Raw genomic sequence first — 19308 nt, forward strand, 5'->3', positions numbered from 1 at the left:
CGAGTACTTGCGGCCCTCAATGGCGGGCCGAGGATCGCAAACTAGGAGAGCAGGGAAGCCTGATGGCGGAGCTTACGATCCGTCCGGAGGAGATCCGGGACGCGCTGGCCGACTTTGTCCAGTCGTACCAGCCGGACGCCGCTTCTGTGGAAGAGGTCGGTACGGTCACTGACGCAGCGGACGGCATCGCCCATGTCGAGGGCCTGCCCTCGGTCATGGCGAACGAGCTGCTGAAGTTCGAGGACGGCACGCTCGGCCTCGCGCTGAACCTCGACACCCGTGAGATCGGTGTCGTCGTCCTCGGTGAGTTCGGCGGCATCGAAGAGGGCCAGACCGTGCGCCGCACGGGCGAGGTCCTCTCGGTTCCGGTCGGTGACGGCTACCTCGGCCGCGTCGTGGACCCCCTGGGCAACCCGATCGACGGCCTGGGCGACATCGCCTCCACCGGCCGCCGCGCCCTTGAGCTGCAGGCCCCCGGCGTCATGGCCCGCAAGTCGGTCAAGCAGCCGCTGCAGACCGGCATCAAGGCCATCGACGCGATGACCCCGATCGGCCGCGGCCAGCGTCAGCTGATCATCGGTGACCGCCAGACCGGCAAGACCGCGGTGGCCGTCGACACGATCATCAACCAGCGCGACAACTGGCGCTCGGGCGACCCGGAGAAGCAGGTCCGCTGCATCTACGTCGCCGTGGGCCAGAAGGGCTCCACCATCGCGTCCGTCCGCGGCGCCCTGGAGGAGGCCGGCGCGCTGGAGTACACCACCATCGTGGCCGCTCCCGCCTCCGACCCGGCCGGCTTCAAGTACCTCGCCCCGTACACCGGTTCGGCCATCGGCCAGGAGTGGATGTACGACGGCAAGCACGTCCTGATCATCTTCGACGACCTGTCGAAGCAGGCCGAGGCCTACCGCTCCGTCTCCCTGCTGCTGCGCCGCCCGCCGGGCCGCGAGGCCTACCCGGGTGACGTCTTCTACCTGCACTCCCGCCTGCTGGAGCGCTGCGCCAAGCTCAACGACGCCCTGGGCGGCGGCTCGATGACCGGTCTGCCGATCATCGAGACCAAGGCCAACGACGTCTCGGCGTACATCCCGACCAACGTCATCTCCATCACCGACGGCCAGTGCTTCCTGGAGTCCGACCTGTTCAACGCCGGCATCCGCCCGGCCGTGAACGTCGGCATCTCGGTCTCCCGTGTCGGTGGCTCCGCCCAGATCAAGGCCATGCGCTCGGTCGCCGGCCGCCTGCGTCTGGACCTCGCCCAGTACCGCGAGCTGGAGGCCTTCGCGGCCTTCGGTTCCGACCTGGACGCGGCCTCCAAGGCGCAGCTGGAGCGCGGTGCGCGCATGGTCGAGCTGCTGAAGCAGGGCCAGTACCAGCCGTTCCCGGTCGAGGAGCAGGTCGTCTCCATCTGGGCCGGTACCACCGGCAAGCTGGACGACGTCCCGGTCGCCGAGATCCGCCGCTTCGAGCGCGAGTTCCTGGACCACGTCCGCCTGCAGCACAAGGACCTGCTGGCCGGCATCGTCGAGACCGGTCTGCTCGCCGACGGCACCGTCGACGCGCTGACCACCGCGATCGACGCCTTCAAGCAGGGTTACCAGACGGCTGACGGCAAGCTGCTCTCCGAGCAGGCCTGAGTCCGGTAGCGAGGGAAAGGACGTAACGACCCATGGGAGCACAGCTTCGGGTCTACAAGCGCCGGATCCGCTCTGTCACCGCGACGAAGAAGATCACCAAGGCGATGGAGATGATCTCCGCGTCGCGCATCGTCAAGGCGCAGCGCGCGGTGGCCGCCTCCACTCCGTACGCCGATGAGCTCACCCGGGCGGTGACGGCGGTGGCCACCCGGTCCAACGCCAAGCACCCGCTCACCACCGAGAACCCGAACGCCGCGCGTGCGGCCGTGCTGATGATCACGGCGGACCGCGGTCTGGCGGGCGGTTACTCGACCAACGCCATCAAGGCCGCCCAGGTGCTCACCGAGCGCCTGAAGGCCGAGGGCAAGGACGTGGTGACGTACATCGTCGGCCGCAAGGGCGTCTCGTACTACACGTTCCGCGGTCTCGCGATCACGGGCTCGTGGACGGGATTCTCCGACAAGCCGACGTACGGTGACGCGAAGACCGTGGCGGCCGACCTGATCGAGGCCTTCACGGCCGAGACGGGCGGCGTGGACGAACTCCACCTGGTCTCGACCGAGTTCGTGTCGATGCTGACGCAGAACGCGGTGGAGGCCCGGCTGCTGCCGCTGAAGCTGGACGAGGTCCAGCTCAGCGACCAGACGCCGGCCAAGTCGGAGATCTTCCCGCTGTACGACTTCGAGCCGTCGGCGGAGGGCGTCCTGGACGCGCTGCTGCCGCGGTACGTCGAGAGCCGGATCTACAACGCGATGCTGCAGTCGGCTGCCTCCGAGCACGCCGCCCGTCGTCGCGCGATGAAGAGCGCGACGGACAACGCCGGCGAGCTCATCAAGTCGCTCACGCGGCTTGCCAACTCGGCCCGCCAGGCCGAGATCACCCAGGAAATCAGCGAGATCGTCGGTGGCGCCAACGCGCTGGCCGACGCTAGCCGCGGGAGCGAATGAGTATGACCACCACTGTTGAGCCGACCACGGCGACGGGCCGCGTCGCGCGGGTCATCGGCCCGGTCGTCGACGTGGAGTTCCCCGTCGACGCGATTCCCGAGATGTTCAACGCCCTGCACGTCGAGGTCGAGAACCCCGACGGCACGGGCAAGAAGACCCTGACCCTCGAGGTCGCCCAGCACCTCGGCGACGGCATGGTCCGCGGCATCTCGATGCAGCCGACCGACGGCCTGGTCCGCGGTTCGCAGGTCACCGACACCGGTTCCGCGATCTCCGTGCCGGTCGGCCAGATCACCAAGGGCAAGGTGTTCAACGCCCTCGGTGACGTGCTGAACGTCGACAAGGACGAGTTCGAGTCGCAGGTCCAGGTCCGGTGGCCGATCCACCGCAAGGCCCCCGACTTCAAGGACCTCGAGTCCAAGACCGAGATGTTCGAGACCGGCATCAAGGTCATCGACCTGCTCACCCCGTACGTCACGGGTGGCAAGATCGGTCTGTTCGGTGGTGCCGGTGTCGGCAAGACCGTTCTGATCCAGGAGATGATCTACCGCGTCGCCGAGAACTTCGGTGGTGTGTCGGTGTTCGCCGGCGTCGGCGAGCGCACCCGTGAGGGCAACGACCTCATCGACGAGATGGTCGACTCGGGCGTTCTGGACAAGACCGCGCTGGTCTTCGGCCAGATGGACGAGCCGCCGGGCACCCGTCTGCGCGTCGCTCTCTCCGCGCTGACCATGGCGGAGTACTTCCGCGACGTCGAGAAGCAGGACGTGCTCCTCTTCATCGACAACATCTTCCGGTTCACCCAGGCCGGTTCCGAGGTGTCGACCCTGCTCGGCCGCATGCCCTCCGCGGTGGGCTACCAGCCGAACCTGGCCGACGAGATGGGCCTCCTGCAGGAGCGCATCACCTCGACCCGCGGTCACTCGATCACCTCGATGCAGGCGATCTACGTCCCCGCGGACGACCTGACCGACCCGGCGCCGGCCACCACCTTCGCCCACCTGGACGCGACGACCGTTCTGTCGCGCCCGATCTCGGAGAAGGGCATCTACCCGGCCGTCGACCCGCTGGACTCCACGTCCCGCATCCTCGACCCGCGGTACATCGCGCAGACCCACTACGACACGGCCATCCGTATCAAGGGGATCCTGCAGAAGTACAAGGACCTCCAGGACATCATCGCGATCCTCGGCATCGACGAGCTGTCCGAAGAGGACAAGATCACGGTGCACCGCGCCCGTCGCATCGAGCGCTTCCTCTCGCAGAACACCTACGTGGCGAAGCAGTTCACCGGTGTCGAGGGCTCGACCGTGCCGCTGTCGGAGACCATCGAGGCGTTCAACTCGATCGCGGACGGCAAGTACGACTCCGTCCCGGAGCAGGCCTTCTTCATGTGCGGTGGCATCGAGGACCTGGAGAAGAACGCCGCCGAGCTGGCGAAGAAGTAATCGCGGCCGGTAGCAGCTGAGTGACCGTGAGGGGTGGCCCCCGAGCCTGGGGACCGCCCCTCGCGTCGCATCGGCTGTGATTCCGGTCAAATCCGTGCCGCCGGTTTCATGCCGGAGGCGCGGGGCCGTTATTCTTACCGAAACTCCCGAGTAATCGGGCGTTGCATGAGCCTAGGAGCCCACGTTGGCTGAGCTGCACGTCGAGCTGGTCGCAGCCGACCGCAAGGTGTGGTCCGGTGCGGCCACCATCGTCGTCGCCCGTACGGCCTCCGGTGACACCGGCATCATGCCGGGCCACACCCCGGTGCTGAGCGTGCTGGAGACCGGCCCGGTCACCATCCGCACGGTGGACGGCGGCACCGTGATCGCCGCGGTGCACGGCGGCTTCATCTCCTTCGCCGACAACAAGCTTTCTCTGCTCGCGGAGATCGCCGAGCTGGCGGACGAGATCGACGTCGCGCGTGCCGAGCGCGCACTGGAGAAGGCCAAGTCGGGCCTGGACGAGCACGCCGAGCGGCGTGCCGAGGTCCGACTGTTCGCGGCGCGCGGCCTCAAGGCCCACGCCTGAGTGTGCCGGACCCCGGCTTCGGGGTCGACCGACGGTCCCGGGGACGCGCGAGCGTGACCCCGGGACTGTCGTCGTAGTTGGTAGGTCAGCGCGGTCGCTTGATACGACCGCTACGGGGAACGCAGGTAGCGAGGAGGTAGGTGAGCATGGTCCTCGCGCTTGTGGTGTGTGCGGCGGTCGTGGCCCTGGGTGTGATCGGCCTGATGGCCTTCGCGGTGCGCCGCCGCCTGATCCAACGGGTGGGCGGCACGTTCGACTGCAGTTACCGGCTCAAAATGCCCGCCGACGCCTCCACGCAGCCCGACCTCGACGAGAACGGCAAGCCCACCTCCGCCCCGGTCCCACCGACCGACGGCAAGGGGTGGGTTTTTGGTATCGGCCGGTACAGCGGGGACTCGATCGAGTGGTTCCGGGTGTTCTCGTACGCCCCGCGCCCGCGCAAGGTGCTGCCGCGCCGGGAGATCGAGGTGCTCGGCCGGCGCTACCCGGAGGGCCAGGAGGAGTTGGCACTGCTCTCCGGCTCGGTGGTGCTGCGCTGCCTGCACAACGGGGCGCCGCTGGAGCTGGCGATGAGCGAGGACGCGCTCACCGGCTTCCTCGCCTGGCTGGAGGCGGCCCCGCCCGGGCAGAGGGTGAACGTCGCGTAGCGACGGGAGGCGGACGTCGGCCGACCGGCCCGGCTAGGGTGGCCGCATGGTCAATCTGACGCGCATCTACACCCGTACCGGTGACGACGGCACCACCGCGCTCGGCGACATGAGCCGGACCACCAAGACCGACCCGCGGCTGATCGCGTACGCCGACGCCAACGAGGCGAACGCGGCGATCGGGGTGGCCCTCGCGGTCGGGGCGCTGCCCGAGGACGTGGCGGAGGTGCTCGTCCGGGTCCAGAACGACCTGTTCGACGTCGGCGCGGACCTGTCCACCCCGGTGGTCGAGGACCCGCAGTACCCGCCGCTGCGGGTGCTGCAGTCCTACGTCGACCGGCTGGAGGGGGACTGCGACCACTACCTGGAGCAGGTGGAGAAGCTGCGCAGCTTCATCCTGCCCGGCGGCACGCCCGGCGCGGCCCACCTGCACCTGGCCTGCACGGTGGTGCGGCGGGCCGAGCGCTCCACCTGGGCGGCGATCGCGGAGCACGGCGACACCGTCAACCCGCTGACCGCCAAGTACCTCAACCGGCTCTCCGACCTGCTGTTCATCCTGGCCCGGGTGGCCAACAAGGAGCGCGGCGACGTGCTCTGGGTGCCGGGCGAGAACCGCTAGGGCCGGTCGGCCGGGGTCTTCCCGTCGGCCACCCGGCCGTCCTCGACCACCCGGCCGTCCTCGACCCGGACGCCGGGCGGCGCCTCCTTGGGCCACCGCGAGTAGCAGCCGGCCACGATCACGTTGACCACGGCCGCGATGCCCAGCTTCCAGTACCACTGGGCGAAGGTGCCGTAGTGGGCGGAGCCCCCGGAGAGCGGCACCAGCAGGGTGATCAGGGTGAGCGTGATCCCCGCGGAGGCGACGGTGCGGCCGGCGATCTGCCACTCGTACCTGGTCCGCTCCGGGCCGTACTTCGGCGAGGGCAGCGGCTTGGGCCCGCCGGCGAAGCGGTGCAGGAAGTGCCGGTCGGCCCAGCGGACCAGCGAGGGGCCGTACCCCACCGAGAAGCCGGCGTAGCTCGCGGCGAGCGCGTGCATCCAGCTCGCCTCGGCGCCGCCGCGCAGGTTGAGCACGGTGAGCGCGTACAGGGCGAGGTCGATCGCGGGGAGGCCGAGCAGCAGCACGGTGCTGGTGCGCCGCAGGCGCAGCAGGTAGCGGGTGGAGAGGGCGAGGCCGAGCACGATCCACCAGGAGATCTCGGCCGCGACGATGAGGGTGACGATCACGTTGTGCTCCCGGACGTTCGGCGGTGCGTCCAGCCTCACGGGCGGATGCGCCCGTGTCGTCGTCGTGTGGTGCCGGGCGGGCCTGCATCTTTCGATGTAGCGGCCTCCTCCGTGTACCGGAGCCGGGCGGGGTGCCGGGGATGGTGAGATGGGGGCGTGCCCGTTCCGTCCCTGTCCCCGCGCCGGCTCGACCGGCTGGTCGCCTTCTGCGGCCTGGTCGGCGGCACGGTGCTGATCGTCTTCCGGGTGTACGACCACGCCGACCGCGTGCCCGTCTGGGCGGTGGCGCTGCCGATGCTGGTGATGGCCGGGCTGGAGCTGTGCCGGCGGACCAGACCGGTGCTGACGGTGTCGGTCGGCGGCCTGGCCTTCGTGGCCTGCCTGCTCACCGGCAGCCTGCTGGCGACGCTGATCATGTACACCGATCTGCTGTACGCGGCGGTGGTCTACGGCGGCCGGCGGATGTCGCGGGTGCTGCACCTGACCGGCGGGTCCACCGTGCTGGTGCTCGCCGGTGTGGCCTGGTACGCCGCCGGCACCGCGACCGGCCTGCTGATCGCGGTGCTCAGCGCGCTGGTCTTCCTGTCGCCGGTGTGGACGGGCGACGTGGTGCGCAAGCACCGGCAGGAGGCGGAGGCCGAGCGGCTGCGCGCCGAACAGACCGCGCTGCTCTCGGAGATGGACCGGCGCGAGGCGGTGGGCGCGGAACGGGCGCGGATGGCAAGGGAGTTGCACGACGTGGTGGCCAACCACCTGTCGGCGATCGCGATCCACGCCACCGGTGCGCAGTCCGTGGCGAGGCGGCGGAGCCTGCCCGCGGACGACCCGCTGGTGGAGGTGCTGGCGGTGATCCGGGAGAACAGCGTCCAGGGATTGGCCGAAATGCGTCGCATGATCGGACTGCTCCGGGACAGCGGCGGGGGAGAGGCCGACGAGTCGTACGCGGCGCCCGACCTGGCCGCCGTGGATGCCCTGCTGGCCAAGGCCCGGGCGGCCGGCCAGGACGTCGGGCTGGACTTCGAGCTGGCCGAGCACGGCGAGCGCGGCCAGGTGCCGGTGCCGGTCGGACTGGCCGCGTACCGGATCGTCCAGGAGTCGCTGACCAACGCCCTCAAGCACGCCGGCCCCGGACTGGTCCGGCTCCGGCTGGACTTCGGGCCCGACGAGCTGCGGATCGCGGTCGACAGCCCGTACCGCGGCGAGCCGGGCCGCGGACTGCCCGGCGCCAGGGCTGGGTTGGTGGGCATGGCGGAGCGGGCCGGACTGCTCGGCGGCACCTTCGAGGCGGGGCCCAAGGACGGGTACTGGAGCGTGCGCGCGGTGCTGCCGCGGGCACAGGAGAGCGAGGGGCGGGCATGACGATCCGGGTGCTGGTGGCGGAGGACCAGGCGGCGGTGCGGGCGGCGCTGGTGATGATCCTGCGCGCGGAGCCGGACTTCGAGGTGGTCGGGCAGGCCGCCGACGGCGAGGAGGCCGTCCGGCTGGCCCTGGAGCTACGGCCGGACGTGGTGCTGATGGACGTGCAGATGCCCCGGCTGGACGGCGTCTCGGCGACCCGCGAGGTGGTGGCCGCCGGAGCCGGCCAGGTGCTCGTGCTGACCACCTTCGACCTGGACGAGTACGTCTACGGCGCGCTGCGGGCCGGCGCGGCCGGGTTCCTGCTCAAGGACCTGGAGGCGGACACCCTGGTCGAGGGGATACGGACGGTGGCGCGCGGGGACGGCATGCTGGCGCCCTCGGTCACCAGGCGGCTGATCGGGTCCTTCACCCGCGCGGACCGGCAGGTCGGGCCCGAGGCGCGGGAGGCGGTGGGCGGGTTGACCGGCCGTGAGCGCGAGGTGCTGGCCTGCATCGGGGCGGGGCTGTCCAACGGGGAGATCGCCGCCCGGCTGGAGATGGCCGAGGCGACCACGAAGACGCACGTCAGCCGGATCCTGGCGAAGCTGCGGCTGCGCAGCCGGGTGCAGGCGGCGATCCTGGCCCAGGACCTCGGACTGACCCTCTGACCGCCCGACCGGGCCGGTCGCAGATCACACTCCCGATTGCTACTGCGCGGGGGGTTCGGGCATTAGAGTCCGCGTGAGCGATGCGGCTCGCAAAGGCGGTCACCCCTGCCCTGAGCCGCCTTCAGGGCCCGCCCGCGGGGCGGCGACGGCATCGGGAGACCAAGCCATGAGCAATGCGTCCAGCAAGCAGATCGCCGTGATCGGCGCCGGCCTGATGGGCGCCGGCATCGCCCAGGTCTCCGCGCAGGCCGGCCACCCGGTGGTCCTGCGGGACGTCACCGAGGAGGCGCTGGAGCGCGGCCTCGCGGGCATCCGCGCCTCCTACGGGAAGTTCGTCGCCAAGGGCAAGCTGACCGCCGAGGACGCCGAGGCCGCGCTGGGCCGGATCACCACCACCACCGACCTGGGCGCCGTCGCCGAGGCCGACATCGTGGTCGAGGCCGTGTTCGAGCAGCTGGACGTCAAGGAGGCCGTCTTCCGCGAGCTCGACAAGCTCGCCAAGGACGGTGCCGTGCTGGCCTCCAACACCTCCGCCATCCCGATCACCCGGATCGCCGCCGCGACCCGGCGCCCCGAGTCGGTCGTCGGCGTCCACTTCTTCTCGCCGGTCCCGATGATGAAGCTGGTCGAGCTGGTGCGCGGCTACAAGACCAGTGACGAGACGCTCGCCACCGTCCGCGCCTACGCCGAGGGCATCGGCAAGGAGGTCGTGGTGGTCAACCGCGACGTCGCCGGCTTCATCACCACCCGCCTGATCACCGCGCTGGTCGTCGAGGCCGCCAAGCTGTACGAGTCGGGCGTCGCCACCGCCGAGGACATCGACACCGCCTGCCGCCTGGGCTTCGGCCACGCCATGGGCCCCCTGCAGACCGCCGACCTGACCGGCGTGGACATCCTGCTGCACGCCGCCCACAACATCTACACCGAGACCAAGGACGAGAAGTTCGCCGCCCCCGAGGTGATGGCCCGCATGGTCACCGCCGGCGACCTCGGCCGCAAGAGCGGCCGCGGCTTCTACCCGTACGAAGGCAAGTGAGCCGACGGGGTCGGACGACCGGGTGGGCCGTGCGGGCGAAGCACCGTACGGCCCGCCCCGCCGGGGGCGGGTGAGTTTCCTCACGCCGGGTGCCGCAGACGGGTGATTTGGGCGGTAATCGAGCGTAGGTGTGGAGACTTCCTGCGTATATTCCCTCGGACGAGTGAAGTTGCTTCAGATCCGGCCGGAACCAGCAACCTGCGGAGCCGGTTCACCGTCAGATGAGGGAACCCGGCATTCCGACCGGGTCCGGGTGTGGGGCCGCGGCCCGCCCGGAACGAACCCGCCCGGAACGGACCCCCGACTCCCGCACCCGGTACGGCCGGGGTGGACCCGCCCCGCACCAGGCCTTCCAGGCGAAGGAGGAGAGCATGCGCATCACCGGCGACCACAGGGCGCTGGCCATCGAAGGCCGCCTCGACGTGCGCACCGCCGCCGACGCCCGGGCCCAGTTGCACCGGGCCGTGGACGGCGGCCTCGGCGACCTCGTGCTCGACCTCGCCCGGCTGGAGTTCTGGGACGCCACCGGCCTCGGAGTGATCATGGGCACCCACCGGCGGGCCGGCCGGATCGGCCGCCGCCTGGTGCTGCGCTCCGTCCCCGCCCAGCTCCAACGGCTGCTCGTGGCCACCAAGCTGCACCGCATCCTCGCCGTCGACGGCGGCATCGCCGAGGCGCACGGCATCGCCGAGGCGCACGGGTTCGCCCTGTAACGCGCCTGGTCAGCGCCTCCCACCGGCCCCGCCCCGGGACCGCCCTGCGCGGGCGGGCCCGGATGTGCAAGAGTCTGCCCGTCAGAAGACGGCCGCCGGGGCTGACCCCAGACCGCCCGCGGCCACGACCGGGACGTCCGCGGCCACGACCGGGGCGTCCGCCGGCCGGCGCGGGGCGCCGGCGGCCGAGCACGATGCGGAGCAGAACGTGGCACAGCCATCCGGGGAGTTCCGGCAGGAGGCCGTCCGCACCCGCGGCGGCGAACTGGTCTCCGGCGGCCTGCTGGTGGGAGTCGGCGCCCTGGACGGTTCCGAGGCCAGGCCGTGCCCCGAGGAGTGGCGCCCGCGCCCGCGCCGGATCGAACGCAGCGAGCCCGCCCGCGGCCCGGTCGGCGGCGTCGGCCGCGCGGTCGGCCCGCTCGCGCTCGGCGCCGGCCCCGCCGACCTGCCGCTGCTGGACCGCGAGGCCGACATCGCCGAACTGCTCGGCCTGCTCGCCGAAGGCCGCTCCATACGCCTGGTCGGCCAGGCCGGCTCGGGCCGCAGCTCACTGCTGTCGGCCGTCGCCGCGGCCGCCGCCGACCTCGCCCCCGGCGGCGTCGTCCAGCTGTGCGGCCACCGCCGTACCGCCGCCGACCTCCTCCAGGACCTGTTCGCCGCCACCCACCACGCCCCCGGCTACCGGCCCGACCCCGGCCGACTCGCCGCCCACCTCGCCGAGGTCGCCGCGGTCGTCGTGATCGACGCCGCCGAGCCCTCCGGCGCCGAACTGGAGGAACTGCTCGCCGCCGCCCCGGGCTGCGCCTTCCTGGTCTCGGTCGCCCCGGAGAGCCCGCCGCTGCCGCCCGACTCCCGGATGCGGGACCACCTCGTCGCCGGGCTCTCCCGAGCCGCCTGCCTCACCCTCACCGCCCGGCTGGCCGGGCGCCCCATGGACGTCGCCGAGAAGGCCTGGGCGGTGGACCTCTGGTTCGAGTCCGAGGGCCTGCCGCTGCGCTTCGTCCAGGCCGCCGCGCTGCTGCGCCAGCGGGACGTCGCGGTGGACGCGCTGGTCGCCGCCGAGGACGACCGGATGGACGTCTTCGGCGCCGTCGAGGGGCCCGTCCGCGACCCCGACCCGGCGATCCGGGAGAACGCGCTGCGCCGCACCGTCCCGCTGCCGTCGGTCGCCGAGACCGCCTCGCCCGCCGTGCGGCTCGCCGAGGGGCTGAGCGAGCCCGCGCAGGCCGTGCTGCGGCTCGCCGTCGCGCTCGGCGGCGAGTGCCCCACCGCGCCGCACCTGCCCGCGCTGATCGACGTCGGCCAGGGCGAGGCCGCCCTCGCCGAACTCGCCGACGCCGGGCTCGCCGTGTCCATCGGCGGCCACCACCGGCTGACCGCCGGAGCGCTCGAACTGCTCGCCCCGCACTGGCCGCCCATGGGCTGCGTCGACGGCGCCGCCCAGCACTTCGCCTGGTGGGTCGGGCACAGCTCGGTGACGCTGGAACAGATCGCCGCCGAGGCCGAGGTGGTGATCGGCGTCCTGCTCGCCGACCGGGCCGCCGGCCGCCACGAGGCGGTCGTCAAGCTCGCCCGGGCGGCGGCGCCCGCCCTGGCGCTGGCGCTGCGCTGGGGCGCCTGGGAGCGGGTGCTGCAGCTCGGCCTGGAGGCGGCCAGGCGCTGCGGCTCGGCGGTCGACCAGGCCTGGTTCCACCACGAGGCCGGCGTGCACGCCATCTGCCTCCAGCAGCCGTCCCGGGCCGTCGCCGAACTGGAGACCGCGCTCACCCTGCGGGCGGCCGCGGGCGAGCAGCGCGGCGTGGCCTCCGCGCGCCGGATGCTCGACCTGCTGCAGGCCGACGGACGGCAGCTGCCCGCCGGGCCGCCCGCCGCGGCGGCCGGCCGGGGCCCGGTGATCCGCAAGATCGCGGCCCGGGTGCCGGCCCGTCTGAAGTCCAGCAGGCGGCGGCGGGTGCTCGTGGTCTCCACGGCCGTCCTGACCCTGGGCGTGCTCGGGACGGCCGTGTCGATGAGCTTCGCCGGGCCGGACGACCACCAGGGCAAGGACCCGCACAGCGGCCGGCTGGACGACGGCGGCGGCGTCCAGGACCCGCCGTTCCCGCTGCCCTCCGGCAGCACCGGCCCGAGCACGGCCGGCTCCGCGCCGGGCGCGGCGACGGGGCAGAGCAGCGCGAGCCCGGCGCCGTCGGCGAGCGCGAGCGCTTCGCACCCGCCGAGCCCCTCGCCGTCGAAGAAGCCGGGTTCCTCGCCGGGGGCGAGCGGGTCGCAGTCCCCGCAGCAGTCGCAGCCGCCCTACCCGGGCCAGCCGCAGCCGCCGGTGCCGCAGCCGGGGCAGCCTCAGCCGCCTCAGCCGACCGGGCCGCAGCCGACGAGGCCGGCACCCGGCGGCACCTCGACCTCTCCGCCGAGCACCCCGCCGAGCACCCCGCCGTCGACGTCGTCCGGGTCGCCGACGGCCCCGAGCGGCAGCCCGTCCGGGACGCCCTGAGCGGTCAGAACAGCTTGAGCTTGTCGTCGTCGATGCCGCGCAGCTCGTCGTAGTCCAGGACCACGCAGCCGATGCCCCGGTCGGTGGCCAGCACACGGGCCTGGGGCTTGATCTCCTGCGCGGCGAAGACGCCCTTGACCGGGGCCAACAGCGGGTCCCGGTTGAGGAGTTCGAGGTAGCGGGTGAGCTGTTCGACACCGTCGATCTCGCCGCGGCGCTTGATCTCGACGGCCACCGTGGCGCCGTCGGCGTCGCGGCAGAGGATGTCGACCGGGCCGATCGCGGTGGGGTACTCGCGGCGGATCAGCGACCAGCCGGTGCCGAGCACCTCCATCCGGTCCGCGAGCAGCTCCTGGAGGTGCGCCTCGACGCCGTCCTTGATCAGGCCCGGGTCGACCCCGAGCTCGTGGGACGAGTCGTGCAGCACCTCCTCCAGCGTGATGATGAGCTTCTCGCCGGCCTTGTTCTCCACCGTCCAGACCCCGTCGGCCTCCTTGAGGGCGCACGGCGGGGACATCCAGTTGAGCGGCTTGTAGGCGCGGTCGTCGGCGTGGATGCTGACGCTGCCGTCGGCCTTGACCAGGATGAGCCTGGTGGCGGAGGGCAGATGGGCGGAGAGCCGACCGGCATAGTCGACTGAGCAGCGGGCAATTACGAGACGCACGGTCGACCACGCTAGCCCACCGGGGCCAGTTGATGCGATTCCACGACGACGGGGTGAAGAAAGCGCGAACCCCGCGAACATTGAGGTTCAGCGGTTCCGCTCCCACCCGTCGAGGTCTGGCGCCCATCCCCTGGGGTCGCTACCGTGTGTGACGGCATGCTTGCGGGATCGCTGTCAACGGGGATGGAGACTTCAGATGAACGATCCGACGGGATCCGGCCAATCTGGTGCAGCGACGCGGGTTTCCGGAGCAATCCGCAGGAATGACCGGCCCGCTCCGCTGTTCACTGACACGCTGTTCTGAGCGCGGTCGGTGTTCGGGGCGTCACGTCCCGTGCCCGTCGCCGCTGGTCGCGAAGGTGCCGGAAACGCCCGTCCCACGGTGTTCCGGACACCACGCGCGATACGCCCACCTCACCTGAGCTTGGACTACGCACGACCACCCGGGCGCCGCGCGGGTGGACCGCGAGAGGAGAATCCATGTCGCTCGACGTCTCACCGGCCCTGCTGGAAAAGGCCGAGCGGGGCGAGGTCGACGAGCGGGAATTCGTCGACTGCGTCCGCGTCTCCCTGCCGTACGCCTGGGACCTGATCAGCTCGCTGGTCGCCCAGGCGAAGGTCGACGGCACCGACTTCGCCGACAACCAGGTGCCACCGCCCAGCGAGCAGGCCCGCGGCCAGCTGCTGCGCGCCCTCGCCAGCGATGCCATCCGGGGCGCCCTGCAGCGCCACTTCGGCGTACGGCTGGCCTTCCAGAACTGTCACCGGGTGGCGGTGTTCGTGCCGTCGGAGGCCAATGAGGCGCGGTTCACGCGTTTCACCTCCGTCCGGGAGCAGCTGCTCAACCAGTCCGACGAACTGCGGGACTGCTGAGCACCGGGCCTCGACCGGTACGGTGCCGGCGCGGCGCCGGCCGCCCCCCGTCCCCGGTGTGGGGGAGGGGCGGCGGCCCGGGCCGACGGCGGGCCGGACCGGCGCGGCCCGGAGCCTCAGCCCAGCTCCGGCAGCACCTCGGAGCCGAGCCGGGCGATGTTGTGCAGCGTCGCCTCGTGGTCGCCGCTGCCCTCGGCGAGCAGGGCGAACCGGCGGATGCCGGTCCGTTCGGCGGTGGCCAGCAGCCGGTCGGCGCACTGCCGCGGGGTGCCCACCGCGTGCAGGTCGCAGAGGAGTTCGGTGTACTCGCGCGGGTCGCGCATCTTGCGCTCGCGGCCGTCCACGGTGCGGTGGGCGCCGAGCCCGTGCTCGAACCAGCCGGGCATCGCGTTCAGCAGGGTGGACCGGGCCGCCGCGGTGCGGTCGTCGACCTGGGCCACCCCGGCCGCGACGTGCCGGCGGCCGACCCGGCGCAGCTGCTCCTCGCTGCGCCCGGCGGCCAGCCAGGCGGTGCGGTACAGCTCCAGCATCCGCAGCTTGTCCTCGTCCCCCGAGTGCATGCCGAGCAGCATCGGCAGGCCGCGCTCGGCGGCCAGCTTCACCCCGCCCGGCGACGTGCAGGCGACCACCACCGGCGGACCGGCCACCGGCCGGCCGGACGCGGTGAGCTCCTCGCCGAGGCCCTCCTCGTCCCGGCGCTGGCGCGGGAAGCGCACCGGGCCGGACTGCTCGCCGAGGCCGAGCCAGCTGCTCAGGCCGGGCCGCCGCACCGGTTCGGTGGCCCGCGGCACCACCGCCACCTCAGGGAAGGCGAACTGGGGGCCGTCCGCGCCCACCCGGGAGCCGCGCAGCCAGCGCAGCAGCAGGTCCAGCCGTTCCGGGAAGCCGTTCTCGAAGGCGGCCAGGCCGTCGCCGAACACGTCCAGGTCGATCCACGGGCCGCCGCGGCCGACCCCGAGCGTGAACCGCCCGCCGGAGGTCAGGTGCAGCAGCGCGGCCTGCTCGCCGAGCGCCACCGGGTGCCGGGTGGAGAGCACGCTGACCGCCGTGCCGACGCCGATCCGGCGGGTGCGCCCGAGCAGCAGCGCCGCCAGCGTGGCCGCGTCCGGGCAGACCCCGTACGGCACGAAGTGGTGCTCGGCCAGCCAGACGCTGTCCAGCCCCGCGAGTTCGGCCTCCACGGCGGACCGCAGGGTGCGCTCCAGCGCCTCGCCGTGGCTCTGGCCGGGGAACTGCGCGGACAGCATGAACAGGCCGACCCGCACCGGCGCGGTGTCCGCCGGCCGCGCCCCCGCGCGCTGGGCCGCGGGCAGCGGTTCGCCCGCGGCGGCCGTCACCGGGGGGACGGCGGTCAGCGTCGGACCGGGTGCGGGCGGTCGGACCCCGACCGGCCGACGGGTCTCGGCACGGGTGGTCGTCTTGGTCATCCTTGGGCCTCCTCGGGTGCGCGCAGGGTCTGCGAGCCCCGCCTCTTCCTCCTGTGGGTATCCGATGTCATGTGCCAATGGCACGCGGAACCTCGAATTTCCCCGAGGATCGGGTGGATCTCGGCAAAAACGCCGGAGCACCGGGGGGAGCCGTGATAGTGGCCGTTCCGGGGGCCGGCCGGCCGTAGGCTGGAACGGCCCAGAGCCCCGGAAGAGAGGCAGTCCGCCGTGTCGCCGCGCCGCAACCGGATCAAGAGCGCCGCCCCCCGCGAGAGCGCCGAGACGGCCGCCCCGCTCGGTGGGTCGCTGCGCCGCACCGAGAGCTACCAGGGCGACGACTGGGTGGTCCAGACGGTCGCCGGGACGGCGGGGCGGTTCTACCGCTGCCCGGGCTGCGACCAGGAGATCCCGCCGGGGACGGGCCACGTGGTGGCCTGGCCGATGCACGGCGCGGGGGTCGAGGACCGGCGGCACTGGCACCGCGCGTGCTGGGGAGCGCGGGAGCGCCGGGCCTCCGGCGTCCTGCGGGGCCGCGGCGCTCCGCGCTACTGAGGCCCCGCACGGGGGCCCAACCGCCCTACGCGTCCCGCTTCTTGAGCACCAGCGCGCCCCCGGCCAGGGCCGCGGCCGTCCAGGCGAGGCAGATGAGGAAGCCGGGCCACGGCCCGTACGGCTGGCCGTGCTGCTCGTACACCAGCAGCATCCGCGAGCCGGCGTAGTCGGGGAAGTAGTGGGCCAGCGTCTTGACCTTCGGCACTGCCGAGAGGATCGGCGAGAGCAGGAAGAAGAACGGCACCAGCACGCCGAGCGCGAGGGTCTGGTTGTGCAGCATCGTGGTGACGCCCGCCGAGAACAGGCAGAGCATCGTCAGGTACAGCGCGGCGCCGAAGACCGCGCGCAGCACGTGCGGCTCGCCGAGGCCGGTGGAGTGCGAGCCGAGCAGCGCCTGGCCGACGAAGAAGGTGACGAAGGCCGTCACCACCGAGACCCCGAGGGCCATCGCGCCCAGCACCGCGGCCTTGCCGGTGAGCAGGGTGCCGCGCTGCGGGACGGCGGCCAGGGTGACCCGGATCATGCCGGTGCTGTACTCGTTGCCGATGGCCAGCACGCCGAAGACGATGATGGCGAGCTCGCCGAGCATGATGCCGGAGAAGGCCGTCCCGGTGGCGTCGAACGGGGACTGGTCGTTGCGGCGGAACTCGGCGAAGTTGTTGTTGGTGAGCAGGGACAGCAGCGCGCCGATGCCGACGGTGACGACGAAGGTCAGCGCGAGCGTCCAGACCGTCGAGCGGACGCTGCTGATCTTCGTCCACTCGGAGCGCAGGATCGCCGGGAAGGACGCCATGTCAGTTCTCCTCCTGCCGTGCCGCGGTGGTCTGCCGGGAGCCGCCGGCCTTCCAGCCGGAGCCCCAGCCGGCGGACGCGCCGGCCGCGTCCCGGTCCGGGCCGCCGGCCGTGTCCCGGCCCGGTCCGCCGCCCGCGTGGTACTCCACCGAGTCGGCCGTCATCTGCATGAACGCCTCCTCCAACGAGGCCTGCTGCGGGCTGAGTTCGTGCAGCACCACGCCGTTGGCCGCGGCCAGTTCGCCGAGCCGCGCGAGGTCGCCGTCGACGACCTCGTACGAGCCGTCCGGGCCGGGCTCGGGGCGCAGCCCGGCGTCGGCCAGCACGTCGAGCAGCCGCTCGGGCTCCGGGCTGCGCAGCCGTACGGCGGAGCGGGAGTTGCGCCGGATGAACTCCGGCATCGGCAGGTCGGCGAGCAGCCGGCCCTTGCCGATGACCACCAGGTGGTCGGCGGTGACGGCCATCTCGCTCATCAGGTGGGAGGAGACGAAGACCGTCCGGCCGTCGGCGGCGAGGCGCTTCATGAGGTTGCGGATCCAGAGGATGCCCTCCGGGTCCAGGCCGTTGACCGGCTCGTCGAACATGACGATCTCCGGGTCGCCGAGCAGGGCGGAGGCGATGCCCAGGCGCTGGCCCATGCCGAGCGAGAAGCCACGGGCCCGCTTGCGGGCGACCGGGGTGAGGCCGACCAGGGCGAGCACCTCGTCCACCCGGCGCGTCGGGATGCGGTTGCTCTGGGCGAGCCAGAGCAGGTGGTCGCGGGCGGTGCGGCCGGGGTGGACGGCCTTGGCCTCCAGCAGCGCGCCGATGTACTTGAGGGGCTCGCTGAGCTGCCCGTAGCGCTTGCCGTCGATGGTGACCCGGCCGCCGGTGGGGCGGTCGAGGTCGAGGATCATGCGCATGGTGGTGGACTTGCCGGCGCCGTTGGGGCCGAGGAAGCCGGTCACCACCCCCCGGGGGACGGTGAAGCTGAGCCGGTCCACCGCGAGCGTCTTGCCGTAACGTTTGGTCAGGTCGTGCAACTCGATCATTCGCGCTCCCTTGCTCTCTGGCAGGCTAGGACAAAGCGGATATCGCGGCCCGCTGAGTGGGCCCCTCGGGCGCGCCGGAATACGGTGGCCCCATGACCCAGCTCCCCTCCGCAGTGTCCGTCCGCGAGAGCGGTACCGGAACACCCCTCGTGCTGCTGCACGCCTTTCCGTTGAACGCCTCGATGTGGTCGTCCCAGCTGGACACGCTGCCCGGCCTGACCGGGGACGGGGCCCGGGTGCTCGCCCCCGACCAGAGGGGTTTCGGCGGCACCGAGCTGGGCGTCGACGAGCCCTCGCTGGACCTGGTCGCCGACGACCTCGCGCTGCTGCTGGACGCGGCCGGGATCGAGCGCGCGGTGGTCGGCGGGATCTCCATGGGCGGCTACGTTGCGCTGGCCTTCGCCCGCCGCCACCCCGGCCGGCTCTCCGGCCTGCTGCTCGCCAACACCCGGGCCACCGCCGACACCGACGCGGTGCGGGCCAACCGGGAGCGGATCGCGGCCGCCGTCACCGCGCGCGGCAGCGTGCGGCTGCTGCTGGACGAGCAGGTGGCGGCCGGGCAGCTCGGGCCCGACTCGCAGCACCTCGTGGCCCGGGTGGAGGCGATGGTCGCGGCCGCGTCCCCGGAGGCCGTCGCCTGGGCCCACCGGGCCATGGCGGCCCGCCCGGAGTCCCTGGACGTACTGGCCGCGCTGCGGGTGCCGGTCGCCGTCGTGACGGGGGCCCAGGACCCGCTGGTGGCGCCGGAGGAGGCCGAACTGATGGTCCGGGCCCGCCCGGACGCCGAACTGACCGTCATCCCCCGGGCGGGCCACCTGAGCGCCCTGGAGACGCCCGAGGCCTTCGACGACGCCGTCCGCGCCCTGTTGGCCCGGGTGGCCGCCGGATGAGCCAGGAGAGCCAGGACGCGGCCGCCTGGGACTTCTCGGCGCTGGAGGTGAGCGGCCGGATGCCGGTGACCAACCGGAGCGAGGGGCTGGTCGAGCTGACGCTGGAACCGCTCGGCGAGGACTACTGGATGCGGCCGGGGGAGACCTTCATCGTCACCTCGTACGGCGACTACGGCCCCGGGCACCCCTTCGAGGTGCAGTACTGGCCCGACTCGGTGTCGGTGTGGTGCACCTCCTGGTACGGCACCGTCTCCGACGACGAGGGCAACCAGCTCAGCAGCGGCCACCAGCGGCCGGACGGCGCCTACCCCCGGTAGCAGAACGACCCGAGGTGATGACGGCGAGACAGCCGACAGGCCCTC

General features: G+C 72.5%; 20 protein-coding genes. 15 read left to right on the plus strand and 5 right to left on the minus strand.

What is annotated here, in order from left to right:
- The first annotated feature begins 62 nt into the window (after positions 1-62).
- The 6 genes from atpA to IF30_RS0111505 all read left to right on the plus strand — a co-directional run bounded on the left by atpA (position 63) and on the right by IF30_RS0111505 (position 5866).
- Positions 63-1637, plus strand: coding sequence for a F0F1 ATP synthase subunit alpha (gene atpA, locus IF30_RS0111480; protein WP_030235796.1), 1575 nt, complete (start codon positions 63-65; stop codon positions 1635-1637).
- A gap of 32 nt (positions 1638-1669) precedes the next feature.
- A complete protein-coding gene (locus tag IF30_RS0111485) occupies positions 1670-2584 on the plus strand; it encodes a F0F1 ATP synthase subunit gamma (RefSeq protein ID WP_030235799.1) in 915 nt (304 codons plus the stop codon).
- A gap of 2 nt (positions 2585-2586) precedes the next feature.
- Positions 2587-4032: a F0F1 ATP synthase subunit beta gene (atpD, locus tag IF30_RS0111490; protein WP_030235803.1), complete on the plus strand. Its 1446-nt coding sequence runs from the start codon at positions 2587-2589 to the stop codon at positions 4030-4032.
- 184 nt (positions 4033-4216) lie between these two features.
- Positions 4217-4600 carry a F0F1 ATP synthase subunit epsilon gene (locus IF30_RS0111495; protein WP_030235805.1) on the plus strand — a complete coding sequence of 128 codons (384 nt, stop codon included), beginning with the start codon at positions 4217-4219 and terminating at the stop codon, positions 4598-4600.
- Positions 4601-4746: 146 nt separating this feature from the next.
- On the plus strand, positions 4747-5247 hold the full coding sequence (locus tag IF30_RS0111500) for a DUF2550 domain-containing protein (protein WP_030057523.1): 501 nt from the start codon (positions 4747-4749) through the stop codon (positions 5245-5247).
- A 46-nt stretch (positions 5248-5293) separates the two neighbouring features.
- Entirely contained in the window at positions 5294-5866 is a 573-nt protein-coding gene (locus IF30_RS0111505) for a cob(I)yrinic acid a,c-diamide adenosyltransferase (RefSeq protein ID WP_030235810.1), read from the plus strand.
- Here the strand turns inward: IF30_RS0111505 and IF30_RS0111510 are convergent.
- Positions 5863-6513: a hypothetical protein gene (locus IF30_RS0111510; protein ID WP_051709911.1), complete on the minus strand. Its 651-nt coding sequence runs from the start codon at positions 6511-6513 to the stop codon at positions 5863-5865. The two genes, IF30_RS0111505 and IF30_RS0111510, sit on opposite strands and share 4 nt — an antisense overlap.
- Before the next feature lie 117 nt (positions 6514-6630).
- Here IF30_RS0111510 and IF30_RS0111520 point away from each other — a divergent pair, with 117 nt between their 5' ends.
- The 5 genes from IF30_RS0111520 to IF30_RS0111540 all read left to right on the plus strand — a co-directional run bounded on the left by IF30_RS0111520 (position 6631) and on the right by IF30_RS0111540 (position 12717).
- On the plus strand, positions 6631-7833 hold the full coding sequence (locus IF30_RS0111520) for a sensor histidine kinase (protein ID WP_030235815.1): 1203 nt from the start codon (positions 6631-6633) through the stop codon (positions 7831-7833).
- Positions 7830-8480 carry a response regulator gene (locus IF30_RS0111525; protein ID WP_030235818.1) on the plus strand — a complete coding sequence of 217 codons (651 nt, stop codon included), beginning with the start codon at positions 7830-7832 and terminating at the stop codon, positions 8478-8480. The genes IF30_RS0111520 and IF30_RS0111525 overlap by 4 nt, the downstream gene beginning before the upstream one ends.
- A gap of 166 nt (positions 8481-8646) precedes the next feature.
- Positions 8647-9516, plus strand: a complete 870-nt coding sequence (locus tag IF30_RS0111530; RefSeq protein WP_030235821.1) for a 3-hydroxyacyl-CoA dehydrogenase family protein — start codon at positions 8647-8649, stop codon at positions 9514-9516.
- A 371-nt stretch (positions 9517-9887) separates the two neighbouring features.
- Complete coding sequence (locus IF30_RS0111535) at positions 9888-10229, plus strand: STAS domain-containing protein (protein WP_051709914.1); 342 nt, start codon at positions 9888-9890, stop codon at positions 10227-10229.
- A 208-nt stretch (positions 10230-10437) separates the two neighbouring features.
- Complete coding sequence (locus tag IF30_RS0111540) at positions 10438-12717, plus strand: hypothetical protein (RefSeq protein ID WP_051709917.1); 2280 nt, start codon at positions 10438-10440, stop codon at positions 12715-12717.
- A 4-nt stretch (positions 12718-12721) separates the two neighbouring features.
- On the opposite strand, the gene nucS is transcribed toward IF30_RS0111540, so the two are convergent.
- Positions 12722-13381, minus strand: coding sequence for an endonuclease NucS (gene nucS / locus IF30_RS0111545; protein WP_030235828.1), 660 nt, complete (start codon positions 13379-13381; stop codon positions 12722-12724).
- 480 nt (positions 13382-13861) lie between these two features.
- Here nucS and IF30_RS0111550 point away from each other — a divergent pair, with 480 nt between their 5' ends.
- Complete coding sequence (locus IF30_RS0111550) at positions 13862-14254, plus strand: SCO5389 family protein (RefSeq protein ID WP_030235831.1); 393 nt, start codon at positions 13862-13864, stop codon at positions 14252-14254.
- A gap of 116 nt (positions 14255-14370) precedes the next feature.
- Here IF30_RS0111550 and IF30_RS0111555 read toward each other — a convergent pair whose 3' ends face one another.
- Positions 14371-15519 (minus strand): LLM class flavin-dependent oxidoreductase, encoded by a 1149-nt coding sequence (locus IF30_RS0111555; protein ID WP_030235834.1) that lies wholly within the window; start codon positions 15517-15519, stop codon positions 14371-14373.
- Positions 15520-15909: 390 nt separating this feature from the next.
- Here IF30_RS0111555 and IF30_RS0111560 point away from each other — a divergent pair, with 390 nt between their 5' ends.
- Positions 15910-16233, plus strand: coding sequence for a hypothetical protein (locus tag IF30_RS0111560; RefSeq protein ID WP_030235837.1), 324 nt, complete (start codon positions 15910-15912; stop codon positions 16231-16233).
- Between the two features lie 25 nt (positions 16234-16258).
- On the opposite strand, the gene IF30_RS0111565 is transcribed toward IF30_RS0111560, so the two are convergent.
- Positions 16259-17026, minus strand: a complete 768-nt coding sequence (locus IF30_RS0111565; RefSeq protein WP_030235840.1) for an ABC transporter permease subunit — start codon at positions 17024-17026, stop codon at positions 16259-16261.
- Between the two features lies 1 nt (position 17027).
- Positions 17028-18056, minus strand: coding sequence for an ABC transporter ATP-binding protein (locus IF30_RS0111570; protein WP_051709920.1), 1029 nt, complete (start codon positions 18054-18056; stop codon positions 17028-17030).
- A gap of 92 nt (positions 18057-18148) precedes the next feature.
- Here IF30_RS0111570 and IF30_RS0111575 point away from each other — a divergent pair, with 92 nt between their 5' ends.
- Together IF30_RS0111575 and IF30_RS41305 are read left to right on the plus strand one after the other, a co-directional pair.
- On the plus strand, positions 18149-18946 hold the full coding sequence (locus tag IF30_RS0111575) for an alpha/beta fold hydrolase (RefSeq protein ID WP_030235845.1): 798 nt from the start codon (positions 18149-18151) through the stop codon (positions 18944-18946).
- Positions 18943-19263, plus strand: a complete 321-nt coding sequence (locus IF30_RS41305; RefSeq protein ID WP_037899683.1) for a hypothetical protein — start codon at positions 18943-18945, stop codon at positions 19261-19263. Before IF30_RS0111575 ends, IF30_RS41305 begins: the two co-directional genes overlap by 4 nt.
- The last annotated feature ends 45 nt before the right edge of the window (positions 19264-19308 follow it).

The sequence above is a fragment of the Streptomyces sp. NRRL S-350 genome, assembly GCF_000719705.1.
Taxonomy (GTDB): domain Bacteria; phylum Actinomycetota; class Actinomycetes; order Streptomycetales; family Streptomycetaceae; genus Kitasatospora.

Excerpts from the sequence above, each read along its gene's own strand:
- IF30_RS0111505 (WP_030235810.1), top strand. The coding sequence starts at position 5,294 with ATGGTCAATCTGACGCGCATCTACACCCGTACCGGTGACGACGGCACC.
- IF30_RS0111485 (WP_030235799.1), top strand. The coding sequence starts at position 1,670 with ATGGGAGCACAGCTTCGGGTCTACAAGCGCCGGATCCGCTCTGTCACC.
- IF30_RS0111530 (WP_030235821.1), top strand. The coding sequence starts at position 8,647 with ATGAGCAATGCGTCCAGCAAGCAGATCGCCGTGATCGGCGCCGGCCTG.
- IF30_RS0111525 (WP_030235818.1), top strand. The coding sequence starts at position 7,830 with ATGACGATCCGGGTGCTGGTGGCGGAGGACCAGGCGGCGGTGCGGGCG.
- IF30_RS0111565 (WP_030235840.1), bottom strand. The coding sequence starts at position 17,026 with ATGGCGTCCTTCCCGGCGATCCTGCGCTCCGAGTGGACGAAGATCAGC.
- atpD (WP_030235803.1), top strand. The coding sequence starts at position 2,587 with ATGACCACCACTGTTGAGCCGACCACGGCGACGGGCCGCGTCGCGCGG.
- IF30_RS0111570 (WP_051709920.1), bottom strand. The coding sequence starts at position 18,056 with ATGATCGAGTTGCACGACCTGACCAAACGTTACGGCAAGACGCTCGCG.
- IF30_RS0111500 (WP_030057523.1), top strand. The coding sequence starts at position 4,747 with ATGGTCCTCGCGCTTGTGGTGTGTGCGGCGGTCGTGGCCCTGGGTGTG.
- IF30_RS41305 (WP_037899683.1), top strand. The coding sequence starts at position 18,943 with ATGAGCCAGGAGAGCCAGGACGCGGCCGCCTGGGACTTCTCGGCGCTG.
- IF30_RS0111550 (WP_030235831.1), top strand. The coding sequence starts at position 13,862 with ATGTCGCTCGACGTCTCACCGGCCCTGCTGGAAAAGGCCGAGCGGGGC.
- IF30_RS0111575 (WP_030235845.1), top strand. The coding sequence starts at position 18,149 with ATGACCCAGCTCCCCTCCGCAGTGTCCGTCCGCGAGAGCGGTACCGGA.
- atpA (WP_030235796.1), top strand. The coding sequence starts at position 63 with ATGGCGGAGCTTACGATCCGTCCGGAGGAGATCCGGGACGCGCTGGCC.
- IF30_RS0111535 (WP_051709914.1), top strand. The coding sequence starts at position 9,888 with ATGCGCATCACCGGCGACCACAGGGCGCTGGCCATCGAAGGCCGCCTC.